Consider the following 23,433-nt stretch of genomic DNA (forward strand, 5'->3'; position numbering starts at 1 on the left):
TCAAATGACGGTAAATGAGAAGGTTAAAGATCAAATAAAGCGCTTTCCGATAGTGAAATGGTTGCTGTGTTTGTTGGCATTGGGTTATCTGCTGCACTTTCCTGAGGCCATTGCTCATGGCATTGTCTGGGTGGCGCACACTTTTTATGAAGCCACATCGTTTGTGCTTGAGGAGTTTTTACGGCACACGTTTGGCTTTGATAAGTTTTTGGCGCAATTGACTGTGTTTTATTTCAGTGTCGTGGTGGGGATAGGGGGCATTTTTTTGGTTTGGCGGCCAGCTATTAGGGCGTTGCATAGCCTTAGGGATTACGCGCTCCGCAAGCTCTACGCTTATCAATATCGGCTTGTGTATTACTGGCGCAGTCAGCGGACAGCGCAGAAAATTAAGCTGATACTGATCCATTCCGCCTTAATGATAAGCGGGTTTATGTTTTTGTTGATGTGACACAAGAGGGTTGTTATGGGGATTTTGAGGTTGCCGAATAAGTCTTGTTCGGCCAAGGCGAGGGTTGGGTAACGGCGGTTAGGCGTTAAATGATGGGTTGGATTGGCTTAAGGCTATATGGGTTATAACAAGCAGTGGAACTAAAAATGAAAACGTTAACGAAAGCAATACAAGCAGGAATTACTCCGGCAATGGCATTGGCGTTGTTGCAAGAAGGTAATAAACGCTTTGTCAATAATCTGAAGGTCAACCGTAATTTGCTGCAACAGGCCAATGAAACGTCCGATGGCCAACATCCGTTTGCGGTCATTTTAAGCTGTATAGATTCGCGCACCTCGGTGGAGTTGATTTTTGACCAAGGTTTGGGGGATGTTTTTAGTATCCGTATCGCCGGGAGTATTATTAACGAAGACATCTTAGGCAGTATGGAGTTTGCCTGTAAGGTCGCCGGGGCAAAATTCATTGTCGTGTTAGGCCATACCAAATGTGGGGCGGTTAAAGGTGCGTGTGACCATGTCGAAATGGGCAACCTGACCGCCTTGCTTGCAAAGCTGCAACCTGCCGTTTATGATGAGAAAACCGAAACCGAAAACCGGCACTCAGGGAATGGTGAATTTGTCGAAAAAGTGTCGGTGATTAATGTCAAGCGGACGGTACATGCCGTTTTGGAACGCAGCCCTATATTAAAAGAGATGATTGCCGACGGCACGATTGGCATTGTTGGCGGTACGCATGATATCGCAAGTGGCGCGGTTACTTTTTATGATGATACGTTGTTGGTTAATAACCCGTGATAAGGCTTCCCAGGTGCGATAGCCCGCTTTCTCCTCCTGAACGTTTTGCTGACAATACGCTCGCGGAGGGGCTGGTGGCGGTGGGCTAAAAACGATGCCATGCCGCTACCGAAATTCAAGATGAGATTGGGTAAGTTGGGCAAGTGCTGAATGCCCAACTTACCGCGCGGCGCTTACTTTTAGAAGGTGTCGCTATACAGCAGGGCACCGGACTTGCTGTCGCGGGTTTCGGCGGTTGCCTTGCCTGTGGGCAAGACACCGACAACGGTTAATTCGCTAAAGGTTTTATCCGAGCTGTAAGTGGCGCTCAGCGAACGTGGCTGGTAGGTGCTGTTCAGAAAGTTAAACGTTTTTAAGGAAACGTTGTTGTTTTTTGCATCTTTAATTCTGATGGTCAGCCCTGACAGCACCGCTATTTCAGGAACACCGTTGATATTCATATCGGCGATGACTGCCAAACCAATAGGCGGTGTGGGGGTGGAGTTGGCAAAGGTTAGGGTGCTGATGGTCGTATGGGTTTTGGGGTCACGGATGATGACGGTGTGGTTGTTGGTTTTGTAGTCCAGATAAAGCGCGGCAGTTTCGTCTACACCGTTATTGTTAAGGTCGGGTACGGTGGCGCTGGCAACATAGTCATTGCCTTCCCATTCGCAGACGTAGCCGGTAGAGTAAGTGCCTTGATATTGTACATAGCCATCGTTGTTGGCTAACTGCCATTTTCCGTCGCTGACTTTCATCCCATAGAAGTCATAACCGCCGTTTGCAGACGGAAAGTTTTTGCCGAAGGCTTCACCTGTCAGCCATGACCAAGTGTAGGTATTTTCATTGAATACAGCACCAATAAAGTTAAAATTATTGTTGCCATTCGGGGCTCCGGCAGGTGATTTGCTGACCAGTTGCGAGTAAACAAAATCAGCTTCTTTATTGTCAACACCGTAATCAGTGCCTGCAAACGTCACCAAATGTGCCTTTAGTGCGCTGCAATTGGCGTTTGCTGTGGATTGTTTGACATTGGCCAAGTCAAAGCGCTGATAATAGTGTCCTGTTACAGGGTTAAATACCTTAAGGGAATCGGCGGCCACAGGCGTTAAACCTTGTAGGGCGGCAGTTACTAATAGGGTATTCGCTATAGATAAACCTAATTTTTTATTTGTCATTGTTTTTATCTCATTGTCGGGATTTAAGGATATACGGCATAAGGCGCATTCAACAGGTGGTTGTTGAATGCGCCTTATGTTATAGCCGCACGACTGAACGGTTGCTGAATAAAAAACAATAAAAGTGCGAAAAAAGTGATCCGGGTTTTATAATATTGCTTTTTTATGCTTATAGCAGCAGATGGTGCGCTTTATGCAATGCCCTGGGTTTTGTTTTTGCTAGGTGGCGATAAATGGGTATCTGGCAAAGTGTTGGTGCACACGGTTATATCGTGCAAAGGCTAAAAGCCATTGCACTCCGTCCGGTGTGGCCTCACTAGTGGGGCGCAAAGGTCTTTAGCCTTTGCCGAGGGGTTTTAAACTCGCGCCTAACGGTTACCAGTCTCTATGCCGCTTAATAAGTGACGGCATTTATTAAGCACCTTAACGCAAGGGCTATTGACGTGCTAACCTGTCCGGCTAGTGTATAATGTCCGGCCAAGACCCGTTTACGCCGCTACGCTGTGCCGAACGGCGGCGGGCGGGGAGACCTGAGGGGCTTAAAAGTACGGTTTTTTGCTAAAAAGAGCCTGATTTTAATAGATTATTCTTTCAATGTTTGACGCTTTTGGCGTTTCCATATATCATTGTGCGGTTATGTTAGCTAGATTACCAGAATACATAGAGCCTTTGCACCTCGCCGATAAGCGCGGCGCTTTAAAAGGCCAGATACCTTTAAAAGACCTGAATCGTTTGGCAGATTTGCTAGTTGACGATACGGGTTCTGTTGCTATTGAGCTTTTTTTCCAACGGGAAGGGCGTTTGGCGACGATTGAAGGGCGTTTGGAAGCGGTGCTGCAACTAAAGTGCCAAAGTTGTTTGGCGGCTTTGCCGTGGCCTGTTAACAGCGAGGTCAAGCTTGGCATCGTCACGTCGATAGCGCAGGCCGACAAGTTGCCTGAAATCTACGAGCCGCTGATGCTGGAAGGCGAGACCATGCCCCTTAAGGAACTGGTTGAAGACGAGCTGTTGCTGGCGTTGCCGGCGTTTCCAAAGCACGATTATGCCTGTTTTAAACCCATTGGGTTTGTCGAAGACGCAGCGGCTAACAAAGCAAAATTAATAGGGGATGACGAACCGTCGCCCCGCGAAAATCCTTTTTCCATCTTAGCCAACCTAAAAAATACTGGAGATTTATAATGGCCGTTCAGAAGAGTAAAGTATCACGTTCAAGACGTGGCCAACGCCGTTCACATGATGCTTTGACTAGCCGCGCCCTGTCACAAGACCCTATCACAGGTGAAATGCACTTGCGCCACCACATGACCCCCGATGGCTATTTTAAAGGCCGTCAAATCGTGGGTGCTGTTGAAGAAGATTAAGGCTTTTACAAGCCCTGATGCTATGCCGGGCCTTTGCGGGCTCGGCTTTTTTAATTTCTGGCGGAGTCACTGGACAGCGTGGGCTTAACAATTTCAATTGATGCAATGGGTGGGGATCACGGTCTTTCTGTGACGGTTCCCGCCTCCTTAGATTGCTTGAAAGACAATCCGGACTTAGTGCTGATTTTGGTAGGTGATGAAGCTTTACTTAAGCAACATTTGGCGCAAGCATTAGTTGACTATCAGGGACGGTTGTCTATTCATCATGCCTCGCAATGCGTCGGTATGGACGAGTCCCCGTCTAAGGCGTTAAAAAATAAAAAAGACTCGTCAATGCGGGTCGCCATCAATTTGGTGCGTGACGGCGTTGCCGATGCCTGTGTCAGTGCGGGCAATACCGGCGCCTTAATGGCGACGGCGCGGTTTGTGTTAAAGATGATCCCCGGCGTTGACCGTCCGGCAATCGTTTCGACGTTGCCGTCCATTTATGGGCATACCCATGCCTTGGATTTAGGGGCGAACGTCGATTGCACCGCAGAGCATTTGTTTCAATTTGCGGTGATGGGCAATGAGCTGGTCAAGGCAATTGAACATATTGAACACCCGAAGGTCGGTTTGCTGAATATCGGCGAAGAAGACGTGAAGGGTAACGAACAGGTTAAAGCCGCCGCTAAGTTGCTGGAAAACTCCGGGCTGAATTATATCGGCTATGTCGAGGGCGATTCTTTGACGGCAGGCCATGTTAAAGTGGATTTGATTGTCGCCGACGGTTTTGTCGGCAATGTCGCGCTCAAGTCAATTGAGGGCGCGGCCAAGATGATGGGCACGGCGCTGAAAGAGGCGTTTGCGCAAAATCTGTTTACCCGTCTGGCGGCGGTGGTGGCGTATCCGGTGCTAAAGTCTTTAAAGCAGCGTATCGACCCCCGGCGTTACAATGGCGCGAGTTTTTTAGGCTTGCGCGGTTTGGTGATCAAAAGCCACGGCGGCGCGGATGTGCTGGCGTTTAAGACGGCGATTAAGCTGGCGGAAGTTGAAGTGCAAAATGACGTGATAAAAAAAGTCAGTGAACAGATTCAAGTGATTTTAGCGCAGAGGGAGAGTGCATGAGCCGTTATGCAAGGGTGATAGGTACGGGCGGTTATTTGCCTGAAAAAGTGTTGACCAATGCGCAAATATCTCTGATGGTGGACACCTCTGACAGCTGGATACATGAGCGTACCGGCATTAAGAGCCGCCGGATTGCCGCCGACCACGAAAGTGCGTCCAGCATGGCGGAAATCGCCGCACGGCAAGCCATTGACGCGGCGCAGATAGCCCCTGAGGACATCGATTTGATTATTGTCGCGACCGGCACCCCCGACCGCGTCTATCCCAGTACGGGGTGTTTGTTGCAAAAACGCTTGGGCATAAAAAATGGTGTCGCGTTTGATGTGCAGGCCGCCTGTTCGGGGTCTATCTTCGGCATCAGTATTGCCGACCAATATATTAAGTCCGGTGCGGCGCAAACGGTGTTGGTGGTCGGTGCGGAAATTTGTTCGCGCATTGTCGATTGGACTGACCGCAGCACTTGTGTGCTGTTCGGTGACGGTGCGGGCGCGGTGTTGTTGCAGGCTTGTGAAGAGGCGGGGGTGTTGTCCACGCATATCCATTCCGATGGCGAGTTTGACGATTTGTTGTATTGCCCTAACCCGCAAGCGGCGACCGAAGCGGGTAAGGATGAGGCCGGGTATATTGCTATGCGCGGTAATGAGGTCTTTAAAGTGGCGGTGAATACCTTAGGGCGTATCGTTGACGAGACGCTGGAGGCAAACGCGATGGATAAGGCTTCAATAGATTGGTTGGTGCCGCATCAGGCGAATATCCGTATTATTGCGGCCACCGCCAAGAAGCTGAAAATGTCGATGGAGCAGGTGGTGGTGACTTTGGAGACCCAAGGCAACACCTCGTCGGCATCGGTGTTGCTGGCGTTTAATGAGGCGGTGCGTGATGGCCGCATACAACGTGGGCAAGTGGTGTTGCTGGAAGCGTTCGGGGCCGGGTTTACTTGGGGTTCCGCGCTTATCAGATATTAATTAACAATTATAATAATTATAGTTATCAATATGAGCAATCAATCATCTCATTTGGCTTTTGTTTTTCCTGGACAAGGCTCGCAATCGGTCGGTATGTTAGCGGATTTGGCTGCCCACTATCCTAGTGTCAAGCAGACGTTTGCCCGGGCTTCGGATGCTTTAGGTAAGGATTTGTGGCGTATTGTCAGCGAAGACCCGGATAAAGAGCTGGACCAAACCCATAATACCCAGCCGATTATGTTGGCGGCGGGGGTTGCGGCGTGGGAAGTCTGGTGCCAGCATAGCCCGTTGCGTCCGGCTTGGATGGCTGGGCATAGCTTGGGCGAGTACACCGCGCTGGTCTGTGCGGGTGCTTTGCAGTTTGAAGAGGCGATTAAGCTAGTGGCCTTGCGTGGCCGCCTGATGCAGGAAGCCGTACCGGCTGGGGTTGGCGCAATGGCGGCAATCTTAGGTCTGGATGACGACGAGGTGGTGGCGTTGTGCGCCGAAGTGGCGGGTGGTGAAGTGGTTGCCGCCGTGAATTTTAATACCCCTGGGCAAGTGGTTATCGCCGGCCATGCGGCGGCGGTGACGCGGGCGATGGTGGCGGCTAAGGCAAAGGGCGCCAAACGTGCTTTGCCGTTACCTGTGAGTGTGCCTTCGCATTGCGCTTTGATGCAGCCGGCGGCGATTAAGTTGGGTGAGGCTTTGATGGACGTGGCGGTCAGCGTCCCTAATGTCGAGCTTATTCATAATGTCGATATTGAGTCGCATAAGGATGTCGGCGACATTAAGGCCATTTTGGTCGAGCAACTGTACAAGCCCGTCCGTTGGGTAGAAACGGTCAGTTATTTGCAGCAGCAAGAAGTGTCCTGCATTGTCGAATGCGGCCCCGGCAAGGTTTTGCTCGGACTGAACAAGCGCATCGCCAAACATCTTGACCATTTTGCCCTGTATGATGCCGAAACCTTAGAAGAATTGTTGGAAGCACAGGCTTTAGAGGTAAGTTATGACGACTAAGCGCTTGGCCTTAGTGACCGGAGCCAGTCGGGGTATCGGCAAGGCGATTGCCGAGCGTTTGGCGGCGGACGGTTTTTTTGTGGTGGGTACGGCGACAACCGCTAACGGTGCCGAAGCCATCAGCGCTTACTTGGGCGAACTGGGTAAGGGCATGATGCTGAATGTGGCCGATGCCGTTTCTGTTGAGGCGGTACTCAAGGCTATCAGCGACGAATTCGGTACGCCCAGTGTGTTGGTCAACAATGCCGGCATCACCCGCGACAATTTGCTGATGCGCATGAAAGATGAAGAGTGGGACGATATTATCGCCACCAACCTGACATCGGTGTTTCGGATGAGCAAGGCAGTGTTGCGCGGCATGATGAAGGAAAAATATGGGCGTATCATTAACATTTCCTCGGTGGTCGGGGCAACCGGCAATGCCGGGCAAGCCAATTATGCGGCGGCAAAAGCCGGTATGATCGGTTTTGCCAAATCGATGGCGAAAGAAGTCGGTTCGCGTAACATTACCGTCAATACGGTCGCGCCGGGTTTTATTGATACCGATATGACCCGTGAGCTGAACGAGGACATTAAAAACCGGCTGTTGGCGGGTATCCCGTTGGCGCGTTTGGGTAATGCCGAGGAAATCGCCCATGCCGTAGCTTTCTTGGCATCGGCAGGGGCAGGCTACATCACCGGAGAGACGCTCCATGTCAACGGCGGTATGTTTATGCCTTAAAATTGTGACATTGTTGTAATATGAAAGTATAATTTCCCCACCGTCTGGGAATTGCCGGAGACGGGATTTCTAGTAAAACTAATAACAATACTATTGCAAGCAGATTAGAGAAAGTTTGCATTGTTTGAGGATAATAATTATGAGTAACATTGAAGAACGCGTAAAAAAGATTGTTTCTGAGCAGTTGGGCCTGAAAGGAGAGATTGCGACCGACGCTTCGTTTGTGGACGATCTTGGTGCTGATTCTTTGGATACAGTTGAGCTCGTGATGGCGCTTGAAGAAGAATTCGAATGTGAAATTCCTGACGAAGACGCTGAAAAAATCACTACCGTCCAGCAAGCCATCGACTATGTAGAAAAACACGTCTGATGACCGCCTTAGTGGATGGATTTTATGGGTCCATCCACTTGCTATTTCCCCTTCTAATTCCTATCTTGACTTCTTACGGTACATTACATTGAGCAAACGTCGAGTTGTAATAACTGGATTGGGTGCTGTTACCCCTTTGGCTAACACTGTCGCAGCAACATGGGACGGTATCATCAATGGTAAAAGCGGTATCAGTTCGATTGATTCATTTAATATTTCGCCTTTTGCGACCACTATCGGTGGCGTGATCAGAAATTTTGACATTACCCAATACATTGCGGAAAAAGATGCCAAACGCATGGATGGTTTCATCCATTACGGTATTGCCGCAGGCTGTCAAGCGTTCGAGGATTCGGGTATCGAAGTCACTGAGGCCAATGCCGAGCGTATCGGTGTGGCTATCGGGTCGGGCATAGGCGGCATTACCGGTATTGAAGAATGTTACGCGACCTACGATAAAAGTGGCCCGCGGCGCATTTCACCGTTTTTTGTGCCGGGTAACATCATTAATATGATTTCCGGCAACCTGTCGATTAAGTATGGCCTGAAAGGCCCTAACTACGCCATCGTCACCGCTTGTGCCACAGGTACGCATAATATCGGTGATGCGGCGCGTTTGATTATGTACGGCGATGCCGATGTCATGGTCGCGGGTGGTGCTGAGCGTTGCACCACGTCGCCGACGGCGATGGGCGGTTTTGCTTCCGCTAAGGCCATGTCGCGCCGCAATGATGACCCGCAAGCCGCAAGCCGCCCTTGGGATAAAGACCGTGACGGTTTTGTCTTAAGTGACGGGGCGGGTGTGGTTGTCCTTGAAGAGTTGGAACATGCCAAAGCGCGTGGCGCGAACATTTATGCCGAACTGGTCGGTTTTGGCATGAGCGGCGACGCTTACCATATCACCACGCCTTCTGAAGGCGGTGAGGGCGCGGCGCGGTGCATGAGGCTGGCGTTGCGCGATGCGGGCCTTAACGCTGATCAGGTCGATTACATCAACGCCCACGGCACATCAACGCCCGCAGGCGATTTGGGTGAGACCCAAGCGATGAAGGCGGCGTTGGGCGATCATGCCTATAAGGTTGCCATCAGTTCCACTAAGTCCATGATCGGGCATCTGTTGGGTGCGGCGGGCGGCATTGAGGCGGTGCTGACGGCATTGAGTATCAGGGATCAAATTGCCCCGCCGACCATTAATATGGAAAATCCAGACCCTGAATGTGATTTGGATTATGTGCCTAACACGGCCAGAAACATGAAGATTGACATTGCCATGTCCAATTCGTTCGGTTTTGGCGGCACGAACGGGACGCTGGTTCTCAAACGTTACGGGTAGCCGCACCGACTGCCATAGATGTATCTTGTCAACGGTAGCCCCAGCACAACGTTTGATGTAGCCGACCGCGGACTCCATTATGGCGACGGTCTATTTGAAACGATTGAAATAGACCGTCGGCAAGCGGTCTTTTTGGCGCAGCATTTCCGGCGGCTGCAAACCGGTTGCCAACGTTTGCGTTTGCCTGTGCCGGATCTGCACTTGCTGGCCGATGAAATCGCCAGCTTGTGCCAGGCCGCCCCCGAACATGGCCAGGCCGTCATTAAAATCATCATTACCCGTGGGGTCGGTGGCCGTGGCTACCGTCAGCCCGAACCCATCCAAAGCAGCCGTATCTTAAGCCTGCACCCCTTCCCAGATTATCCCGACAGCTTCCAAGAGCAGGGCATTGCCGCGCGTTTTTGCCAGACCCGCTTAGGGGTCAGTCCGGCCTTGGCGGGTATCAAGCATTTGAACCGTCTTGAACAAGTTTTGGCGCGGGCCGAATGGTCGGATACCGCTACCCAAGAAGGCTTGTTACTGAATGTCGACGGCCATGTCATTGAGGGGACGATGAGCAACCTTTTTTATGTCAAGGACGGCGTTGTGTACACGGCCTTATTGACCCGCTCAGGCGTGGCGGGGGTGGTGCGCGGTTTGGTGATGGAGTTGTGCCGGCAACAGCCGCTTAAGCTGGTCGAGCATGATTATACGCCAGCGGCTTTATTGGCGGCGGATGAGGTGTTTCTGAGCAATGCCATTATCGGTTTATGGCCAGTCAGGCAAATCGACGGCCACGTTTTTCAAGTCGGTGTGCTGACCCGCCATTTGCAAAGCCAGTTGCGGCACTTAAAAGCCTTGGATAGGGAAGTTGGCCATGCGCTATAAAGTATGGCTTGCCGCCGCTGCACTTATTGCGTGCTTAGGGGTGGGGGTAGGTTGGTCTTATTATTCGGCTTTGACGGATGTGGTGGTCAGCGTTCCCGTTACGGTGGAAGTGGTGAAGGGCGACTCGTTTACCCGCATTATTGAGAAGCTTCAGGCGCAACAAGTCCCCATCAATGGCCTGTGGTTTAAGCTGCTGGCCTTGCCCGGCGACGGGTATAAACGTGTTAAGACGGGCGAGTATGAATTGCCCGCCGGTTTGACCCAGCCGGATATTTTGGCGTTGTTGTTGGCGGGCAAAACCAAGCGCTATGCCATTACCATCCCCGAAGGCTGGAATTTCAGCCAATTGCGCCGAGCCGTCGAGCAAAACCCGCATCTTGAACATACCTTAAATGGCCTGGAACCGGTTGCCTTAATGGCTAAGCTGGGCGCCACCGCCACCCATCCCGAAGGCGCGTTTTTCCCCGACACCTATTTTTTTGAAAAGCATACCAGCGATGTGGCGCTGTTACAGCGTGCCTATCTGAAAATGCAGCAAGTCATTGCCCGCGAATGGCCGCACAAAGCCGAACAATTGCCGTATAAAAATGCCTATGAGGCTTTGATTATGGCATCGATTATCGAAAAAGAAACCGCCGCCGAGCCGGAGCGCCCGCAAATCGCGGGGGTTTTTGTCCGCCGCCTGCAACAGGGTATGCGTTTGCAGACCGATCCGACGGTCATTTATGGCTTGGGTGCGGCTTATCAGGGTGACATTACTTATAAAGACTTAAAGACCCTGACACCGTACAATACCTATCTGATAACGGGGTTGCCGCCTACGCCGATAGCTATGCCGGGTTTGGCCGCGATTAAGGCCGCTTTGCACCCGGATACGTCGGCTAGCCTGTATTTTGTCGCGCGGGGCGACGGCACCCATGTGTTTTCGGCAAATTTGGCGGCGCACAATCAGGCGGTTAACCAGTACCAAAGGAAGAGCAAATGATACGCGGTAAATTTATCACGCTGGAGGGGGTCGAAGGGGTTGGCAAAACCACCAATCTGGCGTTTATTAAAGAACATTTAGAAAAGTATAATATCCCGGTCGTGGTCACCCGTGAACCGGGCGGCACCTTGTTGGCGGAAAAAATCCGCCAGTTGCTGTTGGACGCGGACAGCGAGGCTATCAGTGAGCAGGCGGAATTGTTGATGATGTTCGCGGCGCGTGCCCAACACATCAAGCATGTGATAGAGCCCGCTTTGGCGCAAGGCAATTGGGTTATCAGCGACCGTTTCACCGATGCCACGTTTGCCTATCAGGGCGGCGGGCGCTGTATGAAAGTCAGCACCATTGAGTGGCTGGAGCAGTTTGTTCAAGGGCCATTACGGCCTGATTTGACCTTATTGCTCGATGCCCCGATTGAAGTGGGAATGGCGCGGGTTAAAAAGCGGGCGGTGATTGACCGTTTTGAGGCGGAAAAAATGAGTTTTTTTGAACGGGTCCGGCGCGGCTATTTGGTGCAGATGGAGTTGTATCCAGAACGCATCAAGCTGATTAAGGCCAACCAGCCCTTAGTTGAGGTGCAACGGGCCATTAGCGAAGCCTTAAGGGTCTTGTTACGATGAGCCTGTTGCCTTGGCAACAGCAGGACTGGGCGCATCTGCACAGCTATTGTGTCCAGCAACGCATTCCTCAAGCCCTGTTGATTAAAGGGCCGCAAGGTTACGGTAAACTCCGGCTGGCCCAGCAGTTTGCCAAAGCCTTATTATGTGCTGCCCCGCAAACCGATGGTTTGGCGTGTGGCCACTGCCATAGTTGCCTGTTGTTTGCCGCCGCCACCCACCCCGATTTTATTAGCGTCGCGCCGGAAGAGGTGGGCAAGGGCATCACGATTGACGCCATCCGCGCCTTGATTACCCGCCTGAGTTTGAAGCCGCAGTTTGATAAAAACCGTGTCGTTATCGTCCATCCTGCCGATGCCATGAACCTGAGGGCATTGAACGCGTTCTTGAAATGTCTGGAAGAGCCGACCGAGCGCACCGTGATTTTGCTGGTGACTGACCGTCCCGCGAAATTGCCCGCCACGATAGTCAGCCGTTGCCAAAAGCTGGCGGTCAGCCCCGCCGACCCCGTCTGTGTGGCGGCGTGGTTGGCGCAACAGCAGCCGGAACTGAGCGCCGCCGAGGCCGCGTTGTTACTGGCCTTGGCACAAAACTCCCCGTTGCAAGCCTTGGCGTATGCCCGCCAAGATTATCTGCCGCAACGCAATAGTTGTTTTAAGGCCTGGTTGGCGGTCGCTAGACAACAAGCCCATCCGGTCATCGTCGCGGAACAGTGGCAAGCTTTGCCTGAGCAGCAGTTGCTGTTTTGGTTAAGCTCGTGGGTGATGGATGTCGTCCGCTGCCATTACCTTGCCGAAGCGCGGCAACTGTTTAACCCTGATTTGCAGGCTACCTTGCAAAGTTTGGCAGTCGGTTTGGACTTAAAAAAACTCTACGGTCTCTATGATGTGTTGTTGGCTAGCAGGCAGCGTCTGGATACCCCCATTAACAAACAAAGCTTGTTTGAAGAAATCCTCATCTATTGGTCACAGCTTAATCGGAGTAAATGAACTATGGCAGATTCTGTTGCCGGCAGCACTACCAGTGGCGGTTCGGCGCCCAGGTCAGGGATATTAACTTTGTCTATTAAGGATAAAAAGTCCTTGTATATGGCTTATATGCCGTTTTTGATTAACGGTGGCCTGTTCATCCCCACGAATCGGCCTTATGAAATGGGTCAGGAAGTGTTTATGTTGCTGAACTTAATGGAAGATAACGAAAAAATCCCCGTGCAGGGCAAGGTGGTGTGGAAAACCCCGTCAGGATCGGAAAATTACCGTTCGGCAGGCATCGGCGTACAGTTTACCGAAACGGGCGGCGGCAATGCCCGGCTGAAAATCGAAAGCTATTTGGCAGGGGCTTTAGGGTCTGAGCGGCCTACCCATACGATGTGAGCGGGGGGTGTTTAGGGACGGGATTGGGTAAGTGGCAATCCGTTTCAATGTGACGTATTTACTGGTTAAATGTAAGGATTAGCCTATACTTTGCGGGCAGTGAGGTGCGTGCCAAGCGGTAGCCGGGTACGCGCTTTACTGACGGGCTGTTGATAAAACGGCTTCCATCGACTCTGTGCGGGCAGAGTTATACCCTCCAAGGAAAAAGCAATGACAATCAAAAAAATACATTTTTTATCCGGCATTATCGCCCTGTTGCTAGCGATACCTGGCGCTTATGCCGCCGATACGGCGCAAATCATCACGCCCCCCTCCAGTGTGGACAAGCCTGAAGATGCTGGCTTAAAAGCCCGCACCCATTTTAAATTCTTAGTGCCGCCCGGCGGTTATGCCAAACTCCATGCCGCGATTGCCGCCAACACTGCACCGTTGGGCGGGCCGCCTTATTTGGGCTATGGGTATGAAACGCCCGCTTCTTTGGCCTGTGTTTATAATCGGGTGCCGAGGCTGTATGCCTGTAACCCTAATAAAGTCACTACCGTGGTGACGGGCGGCAGTAAGGCGATTGCCTTGGTCGATGCCTACCATTATCCCAATGCCTTAAGCGATTTGCAGATGTTTTCCACGCAATTCGGTTTGCCTGCGCCTGATCTTGAGGTGGTTTATGCCAGCGGTACGCAACCTAAAACGGATCCGAACGGCTGGGAAGTGGAGGAAGCTTTAGATTTGCAATGGGCGCACGCGATGGCACCGAATGCCAAGCTGTATCTTGTGGAAGCGGCCTCTAATTCTAACAAGGACTTGACGGCGGCAGTCGATGTCGCCAGTGCCTTAGTGGCGGCGGCGGGCGGCGGCCAAGTGTCGATGAGTTATGGCGGCGCCGAGTTTACGAAAGAGGTGAATTTCGAGAGCCATTATACGACACCGAATGTCGTCTATTTTGCCTCCAGCGGCGATGCGGCAGGAACCAGTTACCCCTGTATGTCCGCCAATGTCGTTTGTGTGGGTGGCACGACGCTGCGCCGGGAACCCGCCACGCAAAAACTGACGGGTGAAGTGGCATGGATTGACGGCGGTGGCGGGATTAGCCCCTATATAAAGCGACCCGGTTATCAGGATGCTTTGGCGCCGCTAATCGGCAGCACGCGTGCGGCACCGGATGTGTCTTTGGCGGCTGACCCCATTACGGGGGGCTGGCTGTATTATACAGCCTCTAATAACAGCAAAGCGGGTTGGTTTATTGTCGGCGGCACCAGTTGGTCATCGCCTACCTTAGCGGGTATCGTCAATGCGGCGGGCAGTTTTGAGGCTTCGTCCCAAGCTTTGTTGGCCAAAATTTATGGCGGCACCAGTCCGGTTAGCTTTACCGATATTAGCAAAGGTTGGTGTGGGCCTTATGCGGGCTGGAATGCTGTGGCTGGCTGGGATCCGTGTACAGGCTTGGGTAAGGTCGGGCAATAAGGTTTTTATCCGGTTACGGCTGACGTTAAGGCCTTTCAGGTTTTTACAGCCTGAAAGGCTTGGAATTGTGGCCTGCCGATGGCAGGATTAGTGCCGTTTAAACAGCAGTAAGGTAATGTCATCGGTAAAGGTCTCCCGTTGGCAAAAAGCCTTGAGCGCGTTGAGCAATGCGTCGAGGATGGCTTGTGGGCTTGCCGCCGCGTGTGCGGCCAACACGTCGGCGGCGCGTCGCCAGCCAAAAAATTCGCCTTGGGGATTGTCCGCTTCGGTCAGCCCGTCAGTATAGAGCAGCAGCACGTCACCTTCCGCTATAGGTACCGTTTTTTCTTCAAAAACGATAGTCTTGCGTACCCCTAAAATCATCCCGTCAGCATCTAAGAGCTCACAGGCCCCGGCATTGGCACGCATCAGCAGCGGTGGTGAATGTCCGGCGTTGGCGTAGCTTAACAGTTGGCTATCTAAGGCATATTGCAGATAAAAGGCGGTGATAAAGTAATCGGCCTTATTCAAGTCATCAAACAGAAACTGGTTCAGCAAACCGAGAATGGCGCCCGGTTGTCCCGAATGCTGGGCCTGGGTACGGATCATGCTCCGCGCTTCGACCATAAATAACGCAGGGCCTATGGAATGCCCGGACACGTCGGCGATCACCATATCCAAATGCCGGTTATTATGGTAAAAATAATCGAAATAATCGCCGCCGACCTTATCGGCGGGCAGGCACAATCCGGTCACGGTAAAATCTGCGGTTGCGATGGGTGCGGAAGGCAATAAGGAGGTTTGGATATATTGGGCGATTTTCAGTTCGTTCTGGGCTATCGCTAAGGTGATTTGCGCTGCCCGGATCTGTTGTTCGGCGGCTTTACGCAGGGAGATGTCACGGATAAAACCGCTAAAGCTATAACGTCCGTCGATGAGTAAGGGCGATACGCTCAGCTCGATAGGAAACTCGGTGCCGTCGCGGCGTAACGCGGTCTGTTCGGCCAAGGTGTTGAGCCAAGGGCAGATGCCGGTGTGCAAAAACAGTTTCAGGCCTTGCCGGAACAGGGCGCGTACTGGCGGCGGCACGATTAACGCCACTAAAACCTGCCCGACCGCTTCTTCGGCAGTCCAGCCAAAGGTTTTTTCGGCTTGGCGGTTCCAGTCGGTGATAAGGCCTTCGTCATCCATAATAACGATGGCATTAGTGGAGTTTTCAATAATCAGACGGGTGCGCTGTTCGCTGGCGATCAGCGCGTCTTGGAAATATTTTTTCGCGGTGATGTCGCGGTCAACCCCCCGCCATTTCAGCAATGTGCCGTGGCCGTCGAACAGCGGTAGGCCGGTCGATTCGGTCACAACCCGATGCCCGTCTTTATGGCAGTGTTCGTTAAGCAAATCATAAAAGGGGGTTTGGCGGCTGGCGTTCTGGGCTTGGACGGTGGTGTTCTGGGCGGTCAGAAAGCGCAGGTAGTGCTGGCCGACCACTTCCTCAGGGGTATAGCCCAAAATTTGTTGCACCGCCGCACTGCTGTACAGGTAATAGCCTTCGGGGTTTTGCTCCCATAACCATTCTCCGGTCAATTCCGCCATTTGCCGGAACCGCGCCTCGCTATCGCTTAAGGCCGAGGCAATGTCATTGCAATACTGGCCGTTAAGCTGATTTGGCGTTTCGATATGCAGGGCGATAGCCGGGGCAGGGGTGTCGGTACACAAAGCCCCTGCGCTGATTTGTACGGTTAAAGGTTGTCGGTTATGCCGCACGAAGGTAAAGGAGAACGGAGTGGCCGCAGTTATGGCACTTTGCCAAAGGCTAAGCGCGTCGCCATTGCCGCATAGCAGGCTCAGCGGTTGTTGGAGCAGGGCTTCGGGGTGATAGCCTAACAAATCCGCCGCTTCGGCAGTGGCTTGGCGGATAACAGGGACCGCACCGGGCGGGTATTCGATAATGAGTAGGCAAAACACTGAAATTAACCGCCTCTGCCGTTCATAAAAGACTCCGTGTTTAGAGTGACATAATGTAATTTTAATATAGTGGGTTTATGATGGCTGTAAACCCCCAGCCAGGCAAACAGTGCTTTGGCATGGACAGCGAGAGTCTCCCCTGATAGCTTTGTTATCCTGTGGTTGCCCAAGATGCTGGGTTTGGAGGAGCGATAAACTATTTTGGGATTTTTAAGCCTAACACCCTACATAAGTTCTATAATACCCCAGCTCTCCAGCCTTCGCCTAACCATTGAAATGGAAATGCCAACATGAACGCTTCCCGTTTATTTATCAGGACATCGCTAGCGGTGTTAGCCTTGTTATTAAGCGGCTTTCATTCCCCATCCCGCCATCCTGCCCCGCCGCTAAAAAAACCGCCCGCCGCCGAATTGACCCCGCCGCCACAGCCTATCCTAGCCCCCTTAGATTTGAGTGTGCCTTTTACCGCCGCCCCGGTCGGCAACGATGCCAACGGGCTTGACGATGATGCCGACATACTCAATGATTTTAACGGCCTGTTTGCGGCCAAACCGAAAAAAATCGACGGCCCGCTCCAGTTGCAAGGCGGATGGATAGCCTCGCCCGAACCCGAAGTGGAAAAACGCAAGTCGGTGGACGGGGCGAGTATTATGATCAATATTAAGGAGTGACGGGTTAATCCAGCCAAGCGATGATATGGTCTTCGTAGTCTTCGGAACGCTTCATGCTGGCGGTTTTTTTGGCGTAGGCGGCGGCGCTCATGCCTGCCGCCGCGACGCTGGCCGGGGTGCCGGTGATTAAGGGATGCCAATCCGGCAATGGTTTACCTTCGCCTAATAAGCGATAGGCGCAAGTTTTGGGTAGCCAGCGCCCATAAGTGGCAAAATCATGTTGCTGCAAATCCAAGCATTCGGGGACTAATTGGCTGCGTTGTTCATAATGTCGGCAACGGCAGGTCTTAATCACCAGCAAATCGCAGGCGATACGGGTCAGGGCGACTTGCCCGGTGTCTTCGTCCTCCAGCTTATGCAGACAGCATTGGCCGCAGCCGTCGCATAAGGATTCCCATTCGGCGGGGCTCATGTCCGCCAAGCTTTTTTCTTGCCAAAAACTCATCTGTTTGTTGCCTTATAACGCGTCTGTGGTTTGGGGTTGTGCCGCCAGGCCGTCAAGAATAGTCCGAAAATGCGCGTAGTTTTGGATGTTCAGCACGCCGACCTCTTCCATCACGGCGATGTAATGCGCAGCGGCTCTGCCGCCGACAATCAGGGCGACGTTTTCCCCCAATAGGCTGCGCAAGCGTCTGATTTCTTTCGGGATAGTTAGGTCGTCATTATTAAAACTGATGCTTAAGGTCACGGCGCGGGCTTGGGTGAAGTGGACGGCGGCGGCAATTTCCTCGGCGGGCAGGTTGGCTCCCAAATAAGTGACTTGCCAACCTTTCAGTTCGGCGATGATCGCCGCCAGCAAGGCGCCCAGTTCATGCAATTGGCCAATCGGCGTGGTCACGACCATGCGTGGCGCGTTGGCGGCAATAGGGTTATTATTGCGCAAAATATAAGTGAGCGTGCGGATAATTGACGAGGCCATGTGTTCATGCACAGGCCGCAGTTCGCCGACGCGCCAGCGTTCGCCAATTTTGGTCAGTAACGGGGTCAGCAATTGCTCGATAAAAATTTGTGTGCCCAGCTCGACGATCGCATGTTCAAAATGCGCCTCTAAGGCGTTGCTGTCAAACGCCAGTACCGCACTATAGCATTTGTCGACATACTCTTCGGCGAGATAGAGGCGGTCAGTGGGGTTATCTGGCGGCATTGCCAAGCCGAGGTCGCCGACCGCTTCGTCTTTAACCAATTGTTTCAGCTCTTCTAAGGGTAGCCGGGCAATTTGGCTGATGCTATGGCCGTTACTGGTCGCTTGGTTGAGGAGCTTTAAGCGGGCTATATCTTGCGCCGTGTAAACCCGGTGTCCGCCCGGTGTCCGGGTCGGGGTTACTGCCTGATAGCGCCGCTCCCATGCCCTGACGAGATCGGACTTAACCCCCGATCTTTTGGAAACCGTGCTGATTAAATATTGTGCCGAGTCGTCATTAGGATTAATCATAGTTGCTTCTTTGCATCAGATTGATTGTAAATTCCCACATACTAACACAAGCTTTACAAAACCTTGACAAAATTTGAACATTGCGCTGCGGCTAAGGCGGGGCTTAGACGGAAGTCTGGAAGGCTGTTTGGGGGCATGTAGATAGTTTTATTTGGCCGAGGTTTTTAATGCGGAAATATTCTATATTTATCATGTAGTTAAGTTTTTTCGTCCTTTGCCGGAATGGCGGGGTGGCCGTAGCCTCAAAAACACTTTACCTTTATAAGCCGTAGCAGCGGCTATTGTAGACATTTTTCACTAACACAAGGCTATCCGCCATGAGCCAAACACCCCGCAAACTATTATTTATCGATACCGCCATTAACGCGGCTATCTTAACCGTAAATACCGCGCCAAGTTTTGCGACCGGCAACGGCATTTTTATCACCACACCCGCCGATAGGCCCAGCAATAGCCCTAGTGACCAAGAACTTGTGATGGCTGATGGTCAAAGGTTATTGGTCAGTACCCGTGTAAACGCCAACAATAATCTGGATTTTGCCTTGTTGCGTTACCGTAGTGATGGCTTATTGGATAACAGTTTCGGCAATCAAGGCATAGTGGCGACGGCTATTAGCAAAGGTAACGATGTTGCGCATGGCTTGGCGGTGCAAGCGGACGGTAAGATTGTCGTTGTGGGCTGGTGTGATGGGGTTATTGGTGGCGATGATATTGCTTTGGTGCGTTATAACAGCAACGGCACGTTGGATACCCGTTTTAGTGGTGACGGCAAGCTGACAACGGATTTTCGGGGTTTTACTGACCAAGGCACTAGCGTTGCTTTGCAACAGGACGGCAAAATAGTCGTGGCGGGTTCCAGTAATAATGGCCATGACGATGATTTTGCGTTAGTGCGTTATAACCCTGACGGCTCGTTAGATAGCCATTTTGGTCAGGGCGGCAAGTTGGGCACCGATTTTAGCGGCGGCTCTGATTTCGCCAATCATGTGCAGGTGTTGGCTAATGGTAAGCTAATGGTGCTAGGGAGCAGTGCCAGCACAGTAGGCCAAGGTTTTGACTTTGCCTTAGCGCGTTATAACAGTGACGGTTCGTTAGACAGCAGTTTCAGCGGTGACGGCAAACTGACGACGGACTTGTCCGGGTGGAATGATCAGGCGGTTAATATGGCGGTGCAAGCTGACGGTAAGCTGGTGGTGGTCGGCAGCGTTCAACCGGCAGGCAGCAGCTATACCAACATAGCCATCATCCGTTACAACAGCGATGGTTCGGTGGATGGCCATTTTGGTAGTAATGGCAAGGTGATTACCGATTTAAGCCCTAACGGCAACGATAGCGCCGATTCCGTAACGGTACAGGCGGACGGTAAAATCCTGGTCATAGGGCATAGCAATTATCAGGGCAAACCCAATAGCTTTACGATGCTGCGTTATAACAGTAACGGTACGCTGGATACGGGTTTTGATAGGGTCAATACCCTAAATGGCTATCCCCATTATTTGAATGATGGCGGGATACCGCTTATTAATTTAGATGACCACAGCATCCCTACTTACACTGAAAATTATTCGCCTGTCGCTATGGATGCGGATGTTGATGTGAGTGATGCCGAGCTGGATGCCGCCAATAATTATAATGGCGCTTCGGTGACGCTGGTCCGCCATGGCGGCGCGAACAGTGACGACCAATTTTTTCTTGGCGGCTATCAGCATCCTTATTTTACCGTAAATAGCGTGGTTTTTAATAATGTTGCCGTTGCCAGTTACACGCAATCCGCTGGCCGTCTGAGCATCTATTTTAATGCCCATGCCACGGCCAATAGTGTCGATAGGGTTTTACAGACCCTTTCCTACCGCAATGTTTCCGATACCCCGCCCTCGTCGGTGCAAATCGACTGGATATTTAACGACGGCAATACCGGGGCGCAAGGGACGGGCGGGGCATTGACGGTGTTAGGCGCGACTACGGTTAAGATTGTCGCGACCAATGACGCGCCAGTCTTGGTAACACCCCCCGGCATTTATTATACCGATACGGCTTTTGATGATAGTTTTGCTACGATCACAGGGACGTTAAGTGCCAGTGATGTGGACAATACCGTGTTAACCTACGGCATTATCGGTGGGGTCGCTAATGGCAACGGCACTATCAGTAAAGCTGGCGCGTATGGCTTGCTGACGGTGACGAAGGCGACGGGAGCCTATAGCTTTGTCGCCAATGATGCCGCGCTGGAAGCGTTGACGGTGAATGCGGCACTTGATTTTACCGTGAGTGTGTCGGATGGCTCTTTAGTGACCAGCAAGACCTTAACGGTGAACGTCAGCCAAGATGGCATTACGGAATCGAACGGCAATGATAACTTGCTGGGTACGTCAGGTAATGACAAATTTAATGGCTTGGCGGGGGCGGATACCATGACCGGGGGCTTAGGCAATGATACTTATACCGTCGATAATATCGGCGATAAAGTGGTTGAAACCTCGGTGCTGGTGACGGAGATAGATAGGGTCAATAGCTCGGTGGATTACACCTTGCCCGTTAATGTGGAGATTCTTGTCCTCATCGGGGCGGCGCTGACTGGCACAGGTAATGCCGCCCCGAATGTCCTGATCGGCAATGCCGCTAATAATACCTTGTCCGGCGGGGCGGGCAATGATGCCATTAATGGTGATTTAGGTAGCGACAGGTTAACGGGCGGGGCAGGGCAAGACAGGTTCATTTTTAACACTGCACCGACAGTGGGCGGTATCGACACTATCACCGATTTTGTTGTCGCTGACGATACGGTGCAATTAGACAAGGCCATTTTTACCAAGCTGACCACAACGGGCTGGTTGGACAGTGGCTATTTTAAGATTGGCACAGCGGCGGCGGATGCTAATGATTTTATTATCTATCATCAGGCGACTGGCGGGTTGTTTTACGATGCCGACGGCAACGGCGCGGGCGCGGCGGTGCAGATTGCTAACGTGGGCAGTAACCTAGTGCTGACAAATGCTGATTTTTGGGTGGTTTAAGTCTTGTCGCCTAAGGGTATACATTCGGTGAACGGGTAAGGTAATTCGCTAGGCAGCATCGCCTGCGCCTTTGCCACTTCGCCCTGTTGAACCAAAGCGAAAATCGCTTGGGCTTGTGGGGTGATGTCGGTTATGTTTTGTAGCCATTGGTTTACATACAAATCAACGGCGATGCCGCCTAAACCGATTTGGATGCTGCGGTGGGGCAGGGGGTTGAGTTGTAAATCCCGCTCTGGATCCCATTGGATACGGACGGGCTTGGCCTGCTTTAAGTGTTGCCATGTTTCTTGGTTTAGGGGCTGGTCAGGGTGGCTAGGGCAACTGTTTGCTAGGGCCCAAGCAAAACCTGCCCGGCTGATGTCAATGGCTAAAATACGCGCTTGGCTCGGATCTTTAAAGCCCCAGCCAGCCCGGTACATCATCCATAGAAAAGAGGGCTTAATCCACGTCATGCGGGTCATTTTAAAAGGCGGCGCAAAAGTGCCTTGTGCTAATGCGGCATCGGCGATGCTGTCGGAATACGCCTGATAGACGCGGATGGTCTGTTCGTCATAGACGGCGCGGATTTGCCGGAGCGGGATTGCAGGGATAAGCTTTAAGCCATTGTCGGTTTGCAATGTCTCTGTTAAGGTCATCGGTTGCCCATTATCTATGCCTAAATTTACACTATTTACTATTTGCGCTTAGTCTACCCTGGGTATTTACAATTTAACAAGCCACCTATTGAATATGGATAAATTATTGACTGAAACGAGTAAGTTTTTAAGCTATGTCTTGCGCCACGAACCGCAGGCTATTGGCTTGGTTTTGGATAGCGAAGGCTGGGGGACTATTGCCGAGTTGCTGGCTGGGGCCCGCCAAACAGGCCGGGTGCTAGACGAGGCTCTGATAAGACGGGTGGTGGAGGACAATAATAAACAGCGTTTTGCCATTTCGGTAGACGGTTTACGGATTCGTGCGGTGCAGGGGCATTCGGCGGCAAGCGTCGCAATGGCTTATCCTGAACAAATCCCGCCGGAGTGGCTTTTTCATGGCACGGCGACGCGTTTTTTACCGTCAATTCTCGCGCAGGGTTTGTTGCCTGGGCAACGCCATCATGTGCATTTGTCGTCTGATGTCGCGACGGCAACGGCGGTTGGCCAGCGTCATGGTCAGCCTGTGGTGTTAAGGATTGCCGCCTTGGCTATGCACCAGCAAGGTTTTAAGTTTTGGTTAGCTGAGAACGGGGTTTGGTTGAGCGGCCCGATACCGCCGATGTTTTTGGCGGCGGTTTCGGGGGGAGAGGGCTAGTGGGTCTGAATTTTATCCGCCTCTCTTTTGCCATTCTTTAAGCTGATTTCTGCAAAGACAGGGAGGCTGGCAGAATCACTCTACCGCTTTAAAAAACGTTGCTTTCGTCCGGTATCATTGGCAATGTTGGATATAAATAATTCAAAATCGAAATCTTCATCATCAATAAAACAATAGCCCATCCTATATCGGATATTTGTGCGTTGGGTATAAGCAGCATACCCAACTTACTCGGCTATGAGTTACGGACTCTTGGCTCCAATAAACTTCAATAAATTATCTGATAAAGGTTCAGGAAGCGCGAGGTTAATTTTTTGCATCTTTTCTGTCTTCATATTGAGTGCATATAGTCTGACATCTGAATACCCAATAGCCTGTGCAAGTCCAACAATGTTTTCGGCATCTGAAAGACCGACATCGTCTCTAAAGACAATGTATAGAACAGTATCTCTTTTTTTATCTTTAAAAACAGAGCTTAGTTTCTCGCCAAGAGAATCAAAGTCTTTAATACGGCTACCGTTAAC

Annotated in this window: 25 protein-coding genes; 19 read left to right on the plus strand and 6 right to left on the minus strand. The window is 51.7% G+C overall.

Features of this window, described 5'->3' with window-relative positions:
• Positions 1–4 precede the first annotated feature (4 nt).
• Together AADEFJLK_RS10610 and AADEFJLK_RS10615 are read left to right on the plus strand one after the other, a co-directional pair.
• Complete coding sequence (locus AADEFJLK_RS10610; protein WP_088620519.1) at positions 5–448, plus strand: hypothetical protein; 444 nt, start codon at positions 5–7, stop codon at positions 446–448.
• 146 nt (positions 449–594) lie between these two features.
• Positions 595–1,242 carry a carbonic anhydrase family protein gene (locus AADEFJLK_RS10615; RefSeq protein ID WP_088620520.1) on the plus strand — a complete coding sequence of 216 codons (648 nt, stop codon included), beginning with the start codon at positions 595–597 and terminating at the stop codon, positions 1,240–1,242.
• Between the two features lie 179 nt (positions 1,243–1,421).
• Here the strand turns inward: AADEFJLK_RS10615 and AADEFJLK_RS10620 are convergent, their stop codons facing one another.
• A complete protein-coding gene (locus AADEFJLK_RS10620) occupies positions 1,422–2,399 on the minus strand; it encodes a C-type lectin-like domain-containing protein (RefSeq protein ID WP_103974249.1) in 978 nt (325 codons plus the stop codon).
• A 636-nt stretch (positions 2,400–3,035) separates the two neighbouring features.
• Between AADEFJLK_RS10620 and AADEFJLK_RS10625 the strand changes: the two genes are divergently transcribed.
• The 14 genes from AADEFJLK_RS10625 to AADEFJLK_RS10690 all read left to right on the plus strand — a co-directional run bounded on the left by AADEFJLK_RS10625 (position 3,036) and on the right by AADEFJLK_RS10690 (position 14,558).
• A complete protein-coding gene (locus AADEFJLK_RS10625; RefSeq protein WP_170065086.1) occupies positions 3,036–3,578 on the plus strand; it encodes a YceD family protein in 543 nt (180 codons plus the stop codon).
• On the plus strand, positions 3,578–3,760 hold the full coding sequence (rpmF, locus tag AADEFJLK_RS10630) for a 50S ribosomal protein L32 (RefSeq protein WP_088620523.1): 183 nt from the start codon (positions 3,578–3,580) through the stop codon (positions 3,758–3,760). Before AADEFJLK_RS10625 ends, rpmF begins: the two co-directional genes overlap by 1 nt.
• A 78-nt stretch (positions 3,761–3,838) precedes the next feature.
• The gene (gene plsX, locus AADEFJLK_RS10635; RefSeq protein WP_088620524.1) at positions 3,839–4,867 is read left to right on the plus strand and encodes a phosphate acyltransferase PlsX; all 1,029 of its coding nucleotides are present in this window, start codon (positions 3,839–3,841) and stop codon (positions 4,865–4,867) included.
• Positions 4,864–5,832 carry a beta-ketoacyl-ACP synthase III gene (locus tag AADEFJLK_RS10640; protein ID WP_088620525.1) on the plus strand — a complete coding sequence of 323 codons (969 nt, stop codon included), beginning with the start codon at positions 4,864–4,866 and terminating at the stop codon, positions 5,830–5,832. Before plsX ends, AADEFJLK_RS10640 begins: the two co-directional genes overlap by 4 nt.
• A gap of 30 nt (positions 5,833–5,862) precedes the next feature.
• Positions 5,863–6,831, plus strand: coding sequence for an ACP S-malonyltransferase (gene fabD / locus AADEFJLK_RS10645; protein WP_088620526.1), 969 nt, complete (start codon positions 5,863–5,865; stop codon positions 6,829–6,831).
• Positions 6,821–7,552: a 3-oxoacyl-ACP reductase FabG gene (gene fabG / locus AADEFJLK_RS10650; RefSeq protein ID WP_088620527.1), complete on the plus strand. Its 732-nt coding sequence runs from the start codon at positions 6,821–6,823 to the stop codon at positions 7,550–7,552. Before fabD ends, fabG begins: the two co-directional genes overlap by 11 nt.
• A 139-nt stretch (positions 7,553–7,691) precedes the next feature.
• Entirely contained in the window at positions 7,692–7,922 is a 231-nt protein-coding gene (gene acpP / locus AADEFJLK_RS10655; RefSeq protein WP_088620528.1) for an acyl carrier protein, read from the plus strand.
• 88 nt (positions 7,923–8,010) lie between these two features.
• Positions 8,011–9,255, plus strand: coding sequence for a beta-ketoacyl-ACP synthase II (gene fabF, locus AADEFJLK_RS10660; protein WP_088620529.1), 1,245 nt, complete (start codon positions 8,011–8,013; stop codon positions 9,253–9,255).
• An 18-nt stretch (positions 9,256–9,273) separates the two neighbouring features.
• Positions 9,274–10,122, plus strand: coding sequence for an aminodeoxychorismate lyase (gene pabC, locus AADEFJLK_RS10665; protein WP_103974250.1), 849 nt, complete (start codon positions 9,274–9,276; stop codon positions 10,120–10,122).
• Positions 10,112–11,107 (plus strand): endolytic transglycosylase MltG, encoded by a 996-nt coding sequence (gene mltG / locus AADEFJLK_RS10670; RefSeq protein ID WP_103974251.1) that lies wholly within the window; start codon positions 10,112–10,114, stop codon positions 11,105–11,107. Before pabC ends, mltG begins: the two co-directional genes overlap by 11 nt.
• Complete coding sequence (gene tmk, locus AADEFJLK_RS10675; protein WP_088620532.1) at positions 11,104–11,727, plus strand: dTMP kinase; 624 nt, start codon at positions 11,104–11,106, stop codon at positions 11,725–11,727. The genes mltG and tmk overlap by 4 nt, the downstream gene beginning before the upstream one ends.
• Positions 11,724–12,713, plus strand: coding sequence for a DNA polymerase III subunit delta' (locus AADEFJLK_RS10680; protein WP_103974252.1), 990 nt, complete (start codon positions 11,724–11,726; stop codon positions 12,711–12,713). The genes tmk and AADEFJLK_RS10680 overlap by 4 nt, the downstream gene beginning before the upstream one ends.
• 3 nt (positions 12,714–12,716) lie before the next feature.
• A complete protein-coding gene (locus AADEFJLK_RS10685) occupies positions 12,717–13,097 on the plus strand; it encodes a PilZ domain-containing protein (RefSeq protein ID WP_088620534.1) in 381 nt (126 codons plus the stop codon).
• 210 nt (positions 13,098–13,307) lie between these two features.
• Positions 13,308–14,558 carry a S53 family peptidase gene (locus AADEFJLK_RS10690; RefSeq protein WP_088620535.1) on the plus strand — a complete coding sequence of 417 codons (1,251 nt, stop codon included), beginning with the start codon at positions 13,308–13,310 and terminating at the stop codon, positions 14,556–14,558.
• Positions 14,559–14,645: 87 nt separating this feature from the next.
• On the opposite strand, the gene AADEFJLK_RS10695 is transcribed toward AADEFJLK_RS10690, so the two are convergent.
• Complete coding sequence (locus tag AADEFJLK_RS10695) at positions 14,646–16,502, minus strand: SpoIIE family protein phosphatase (protein WP_103974253.1); 1,857 nt, start codon at positions 16,500–16,502, stop codon at positions 14,646–14,648.
• Positions 16,503–16,792: 290 nt separating this feature from the next.
• Here AADEFJLK_RS10695 and AADEFJLK_RS10700 point away from each other — a divergent pair, with 290 nt between their 5' ends.
• Positions 16,793–17,173: a hypothetical protein gene (locus AADEFJLK_RS10700; protein WP_103974254.1), complete on the plus strand. Its 381-nt coding sequence runs from the start codon at positions 16,793–16,795 to the stop codon at positions 17,171–17,173.
• Between the two features lie 4 nt (positions 17,174–17,177).
• Here the strand turns inward: AADEFJLK_RS10700 and AADEFJLK_RS10705 are convergent, their stop codons facing one another.
• Positions 17,178–17,618, minus strand: coding sequence for a YcgN family cysteine cluster protein (locus AADEFJLK_RS10705; protein ID WP_103974255.1), 441 nt, complete (start codon positions 17,616–17,618; stop codon positions 17,178–17,180).
• Between the two features lie 12 nt (positions 17,619–17,630).
• Positions 17,631–18,605 (minus strand): MerR family transcriptional regulator, encoded by a 975-nt coding sequence (locus AADEFJLK_RS10710; protein WP_103974256.1) that lies wholly within the window; start codon positions 18,603–18,605, stop codon positions 17,631–17,633.
• A 317-nt stretch (positions 18,606–18,922) separates the two neighbouring features.
• Between AADEFJLK_RS10710 and AADEFJLK_RS10715 the strand changes: the two genes are divergently transcribed.
• Positions 18,923–21,619, plus strand: coding sequence for a hypothetical protein (locus AADEFJLK_RS10715; protein ID WP_103974257.1), 2,697 nt, complete (start codon positions 18,923–18,925; stop codon positions 21,617–21,619).
• On the opposite strand, the gene AADEFJLK_RS10720 is transcribed toward AADEFJLK_RS10715, so the two are convergent.
• A complete protein-coding gene (locus AADEFJLK_RS10720) occupies positions 21,616–22,254 on the minus strand; it encodes a DUF4291 domain-containing protein (RefSeq protein WP_088620541.1) in 639 nt (212 codons plus the stop codon). The two genes, AADEFJLK_RS10715 and AADEFJLK_RS10720, sit on opposite strands and share 4 nt — an antisense overlap.
• Positions 22,255–22,360: 106 nt before the next feature.
• Between AADEFJLK_RS10720 and AADEFJLK_RS10725 the strand changes: the two genes are divergently transcribed.
• Positions 22,361–22,909 carry an RNA 2'-phosphotransferase gene (locus tag AADEFJLK_RS10725; RefSeq protein ID WP_211299193.1) on the plus strand — a complete coding sequence of 183 codons (549 nt, stop codon included), beginning with the start codon at positions 22,361–22,363 and terminating at the stop codon, positions 22,907–22,909.
• A gap of 242 nt (positions 22,910–23,151) precedes the next feature.
• On the opposite strand, the gene AADEFJLK_RS25105 is transcribed toward AADEFJLK_RS10725, so the two are convergent.
• The coding region (locus tag AADEFJLK_RS25105; RefSeq protein WP_211299194.1) for a hypothetical protein at positions 23,152–23,433 on the minus strand (282 nt) is incomplete at its 5' end.

The organism is Methylovulum psychrotolerans (assembly GCF_002923755.1).
Taxonomy (GTDB): Bacteria; Pseudomonadota; Gammaproteobacteria; order Methylococcales; family Methylomonadaceae; genus Methylovulum; species Methylovulum psychrotolerans.

Excerpts from the sequence above, each read along its gene's own strand:
- AADEFJLK_RS10680 (WP_103974252.1), top strand. The coding sequence starts at position 11,724 with ATGAGCCTGTTGCCTTGGCAACAGCAGGACTGGGCGCATCTGCACAGC.
- mltG (WP_103974251.1), top strand. The coding sequence starts at position 10,112 with ATGCGCTATAAAGTATGGCTTGCCGCCGCTGCACTTATTGCGTGCTTA.
- fabG (WP_088620527.1), top strand. The coding sequence starts at position 6,821 with ATGACGACTAAGCGCTTGGCCTTAGTGACCGGAGCCAGTCGGGGTATC.
- AADEFJLK_RS10715 (WP_103974257.1), top strand. The coding sequence starts at position 18,923 with ATGAGCCAAACACCCCGCAAACTATTATTTATCGATACCGCCATTAAC.
- rpmF (WP_088620523.1), top strand. The coding sequence starts at position 3,578 with ATGGCCGTTCAGAAGAGTAAAGTATCACGTTCAAGACGTGGCCAACGC.
- AADEFJLK_RS10690 (WP_088620535.1), top strand. The coding sequence starts at position 13,308 with ATGACAATCAAAAAAATACATTTTTTATCCGGCATTATCGCCCTGTTG.
- AADEFJLK_RS10620 (WP_103974249.1), bottom strand. The coding sequence starts at position 2,399 with ATGACAAATAAAAAATTAGGTTTATCTATAGCGAATACCCTATTAGTA.
- AADEFJLK_RS10625 (WP_170065086.1), top strand. The coding sequence starts at position 3,036 with ATGTTAGCTAGATTACCAGAATACATAGAGCCTTTGCACCTCGCCGAT.
- AADEFJLK_RS10720 (WP_088620541.1), bottom strand. The coding sequence starts at position 22,254 with ATGACCTTAACAGAGACATTGCAAACCGACAATGGCTTAAAGCTTATC.
- AADEFJLK_RS10610 (WP_088620519.1), top strand. The coding sequence starts at position 5 with ATGACGGTAAATGAGAAGGTTAAAGATCAAATAAAGCGCTTTCCGATA.
- AADEFJLK_RS10685 (WP_088620534.1), top strand. The coding sequence starts at position 12,717 with ATGGCAGATTCTGTTGCCGGCAGCACTACCAGTGGCGGTTCGGCGCCC.
- AADEFJLK_RS10710 (WP_103974256.1), bottom strand. The coding sequence starts at position 18,605 with ATGATTAATCCTAATGACGACTCGGCACAATATTTAATCAGCACGGTT.
- tmk (WP_088620532.1), top strand. The coding sequence starts at position 11,104 with ATGATACGCGGTAAATTTATCACGCTGGAGGGGGTCGAAGGGGTTGGC.
- acpP (WP_088620528.1), top strand. The coding sequence starts at position 7,692 with ATGAGTAACATTGAAGAACGCGTAAAAAAGATTGTTTCTGAGCAGTTG.
- AADEFJLK_RS10640 (WP_088620525.1), top strand. The coding sequence starts at position 4,864 with ATGAGCCGTTATGCAAGGGTGATAGGTACGGGCGGTTATTTGCCTGAA.
- fabD (WP_088620526.1), top strand. The coding sequence starts at position 5,863 with ATGAGCAATCAATCATCTCATTTGGCTTTTGTTTTTCCTGGACAAGGC.
- AADEFJLK_RS10700 (WP_103974254.1), top strand. The coding sequence starts at position 16,793 with ATGAACGCTTCCCGTTTATTTATCAGGACATCGCTAGCGGTGTTAGCC.
- pabC (WP_103974250.1), top strand. The coding sequence starts at position 9,274 with ATGTATCTTGTCAACGGTAGCCCCAGCACAACGTTTGATGTAGCCGAC.
- AADEFJLK_RS10705 (WP_103974255.1), bottom strand. The coding sequence starts at position 17,618 with ATGAGTTTTTGGCAAGAAAAAAGCTTGGCGGACATGAGCCCCGCCGAA.
- AADEFJLK_RS10615 (WP_088620520.1), top strand. The coding sequence starts at position 595 with ATGAAAACGTTAACGAAAGCAATACAAGCAGGAATTACTCCGGCAATG.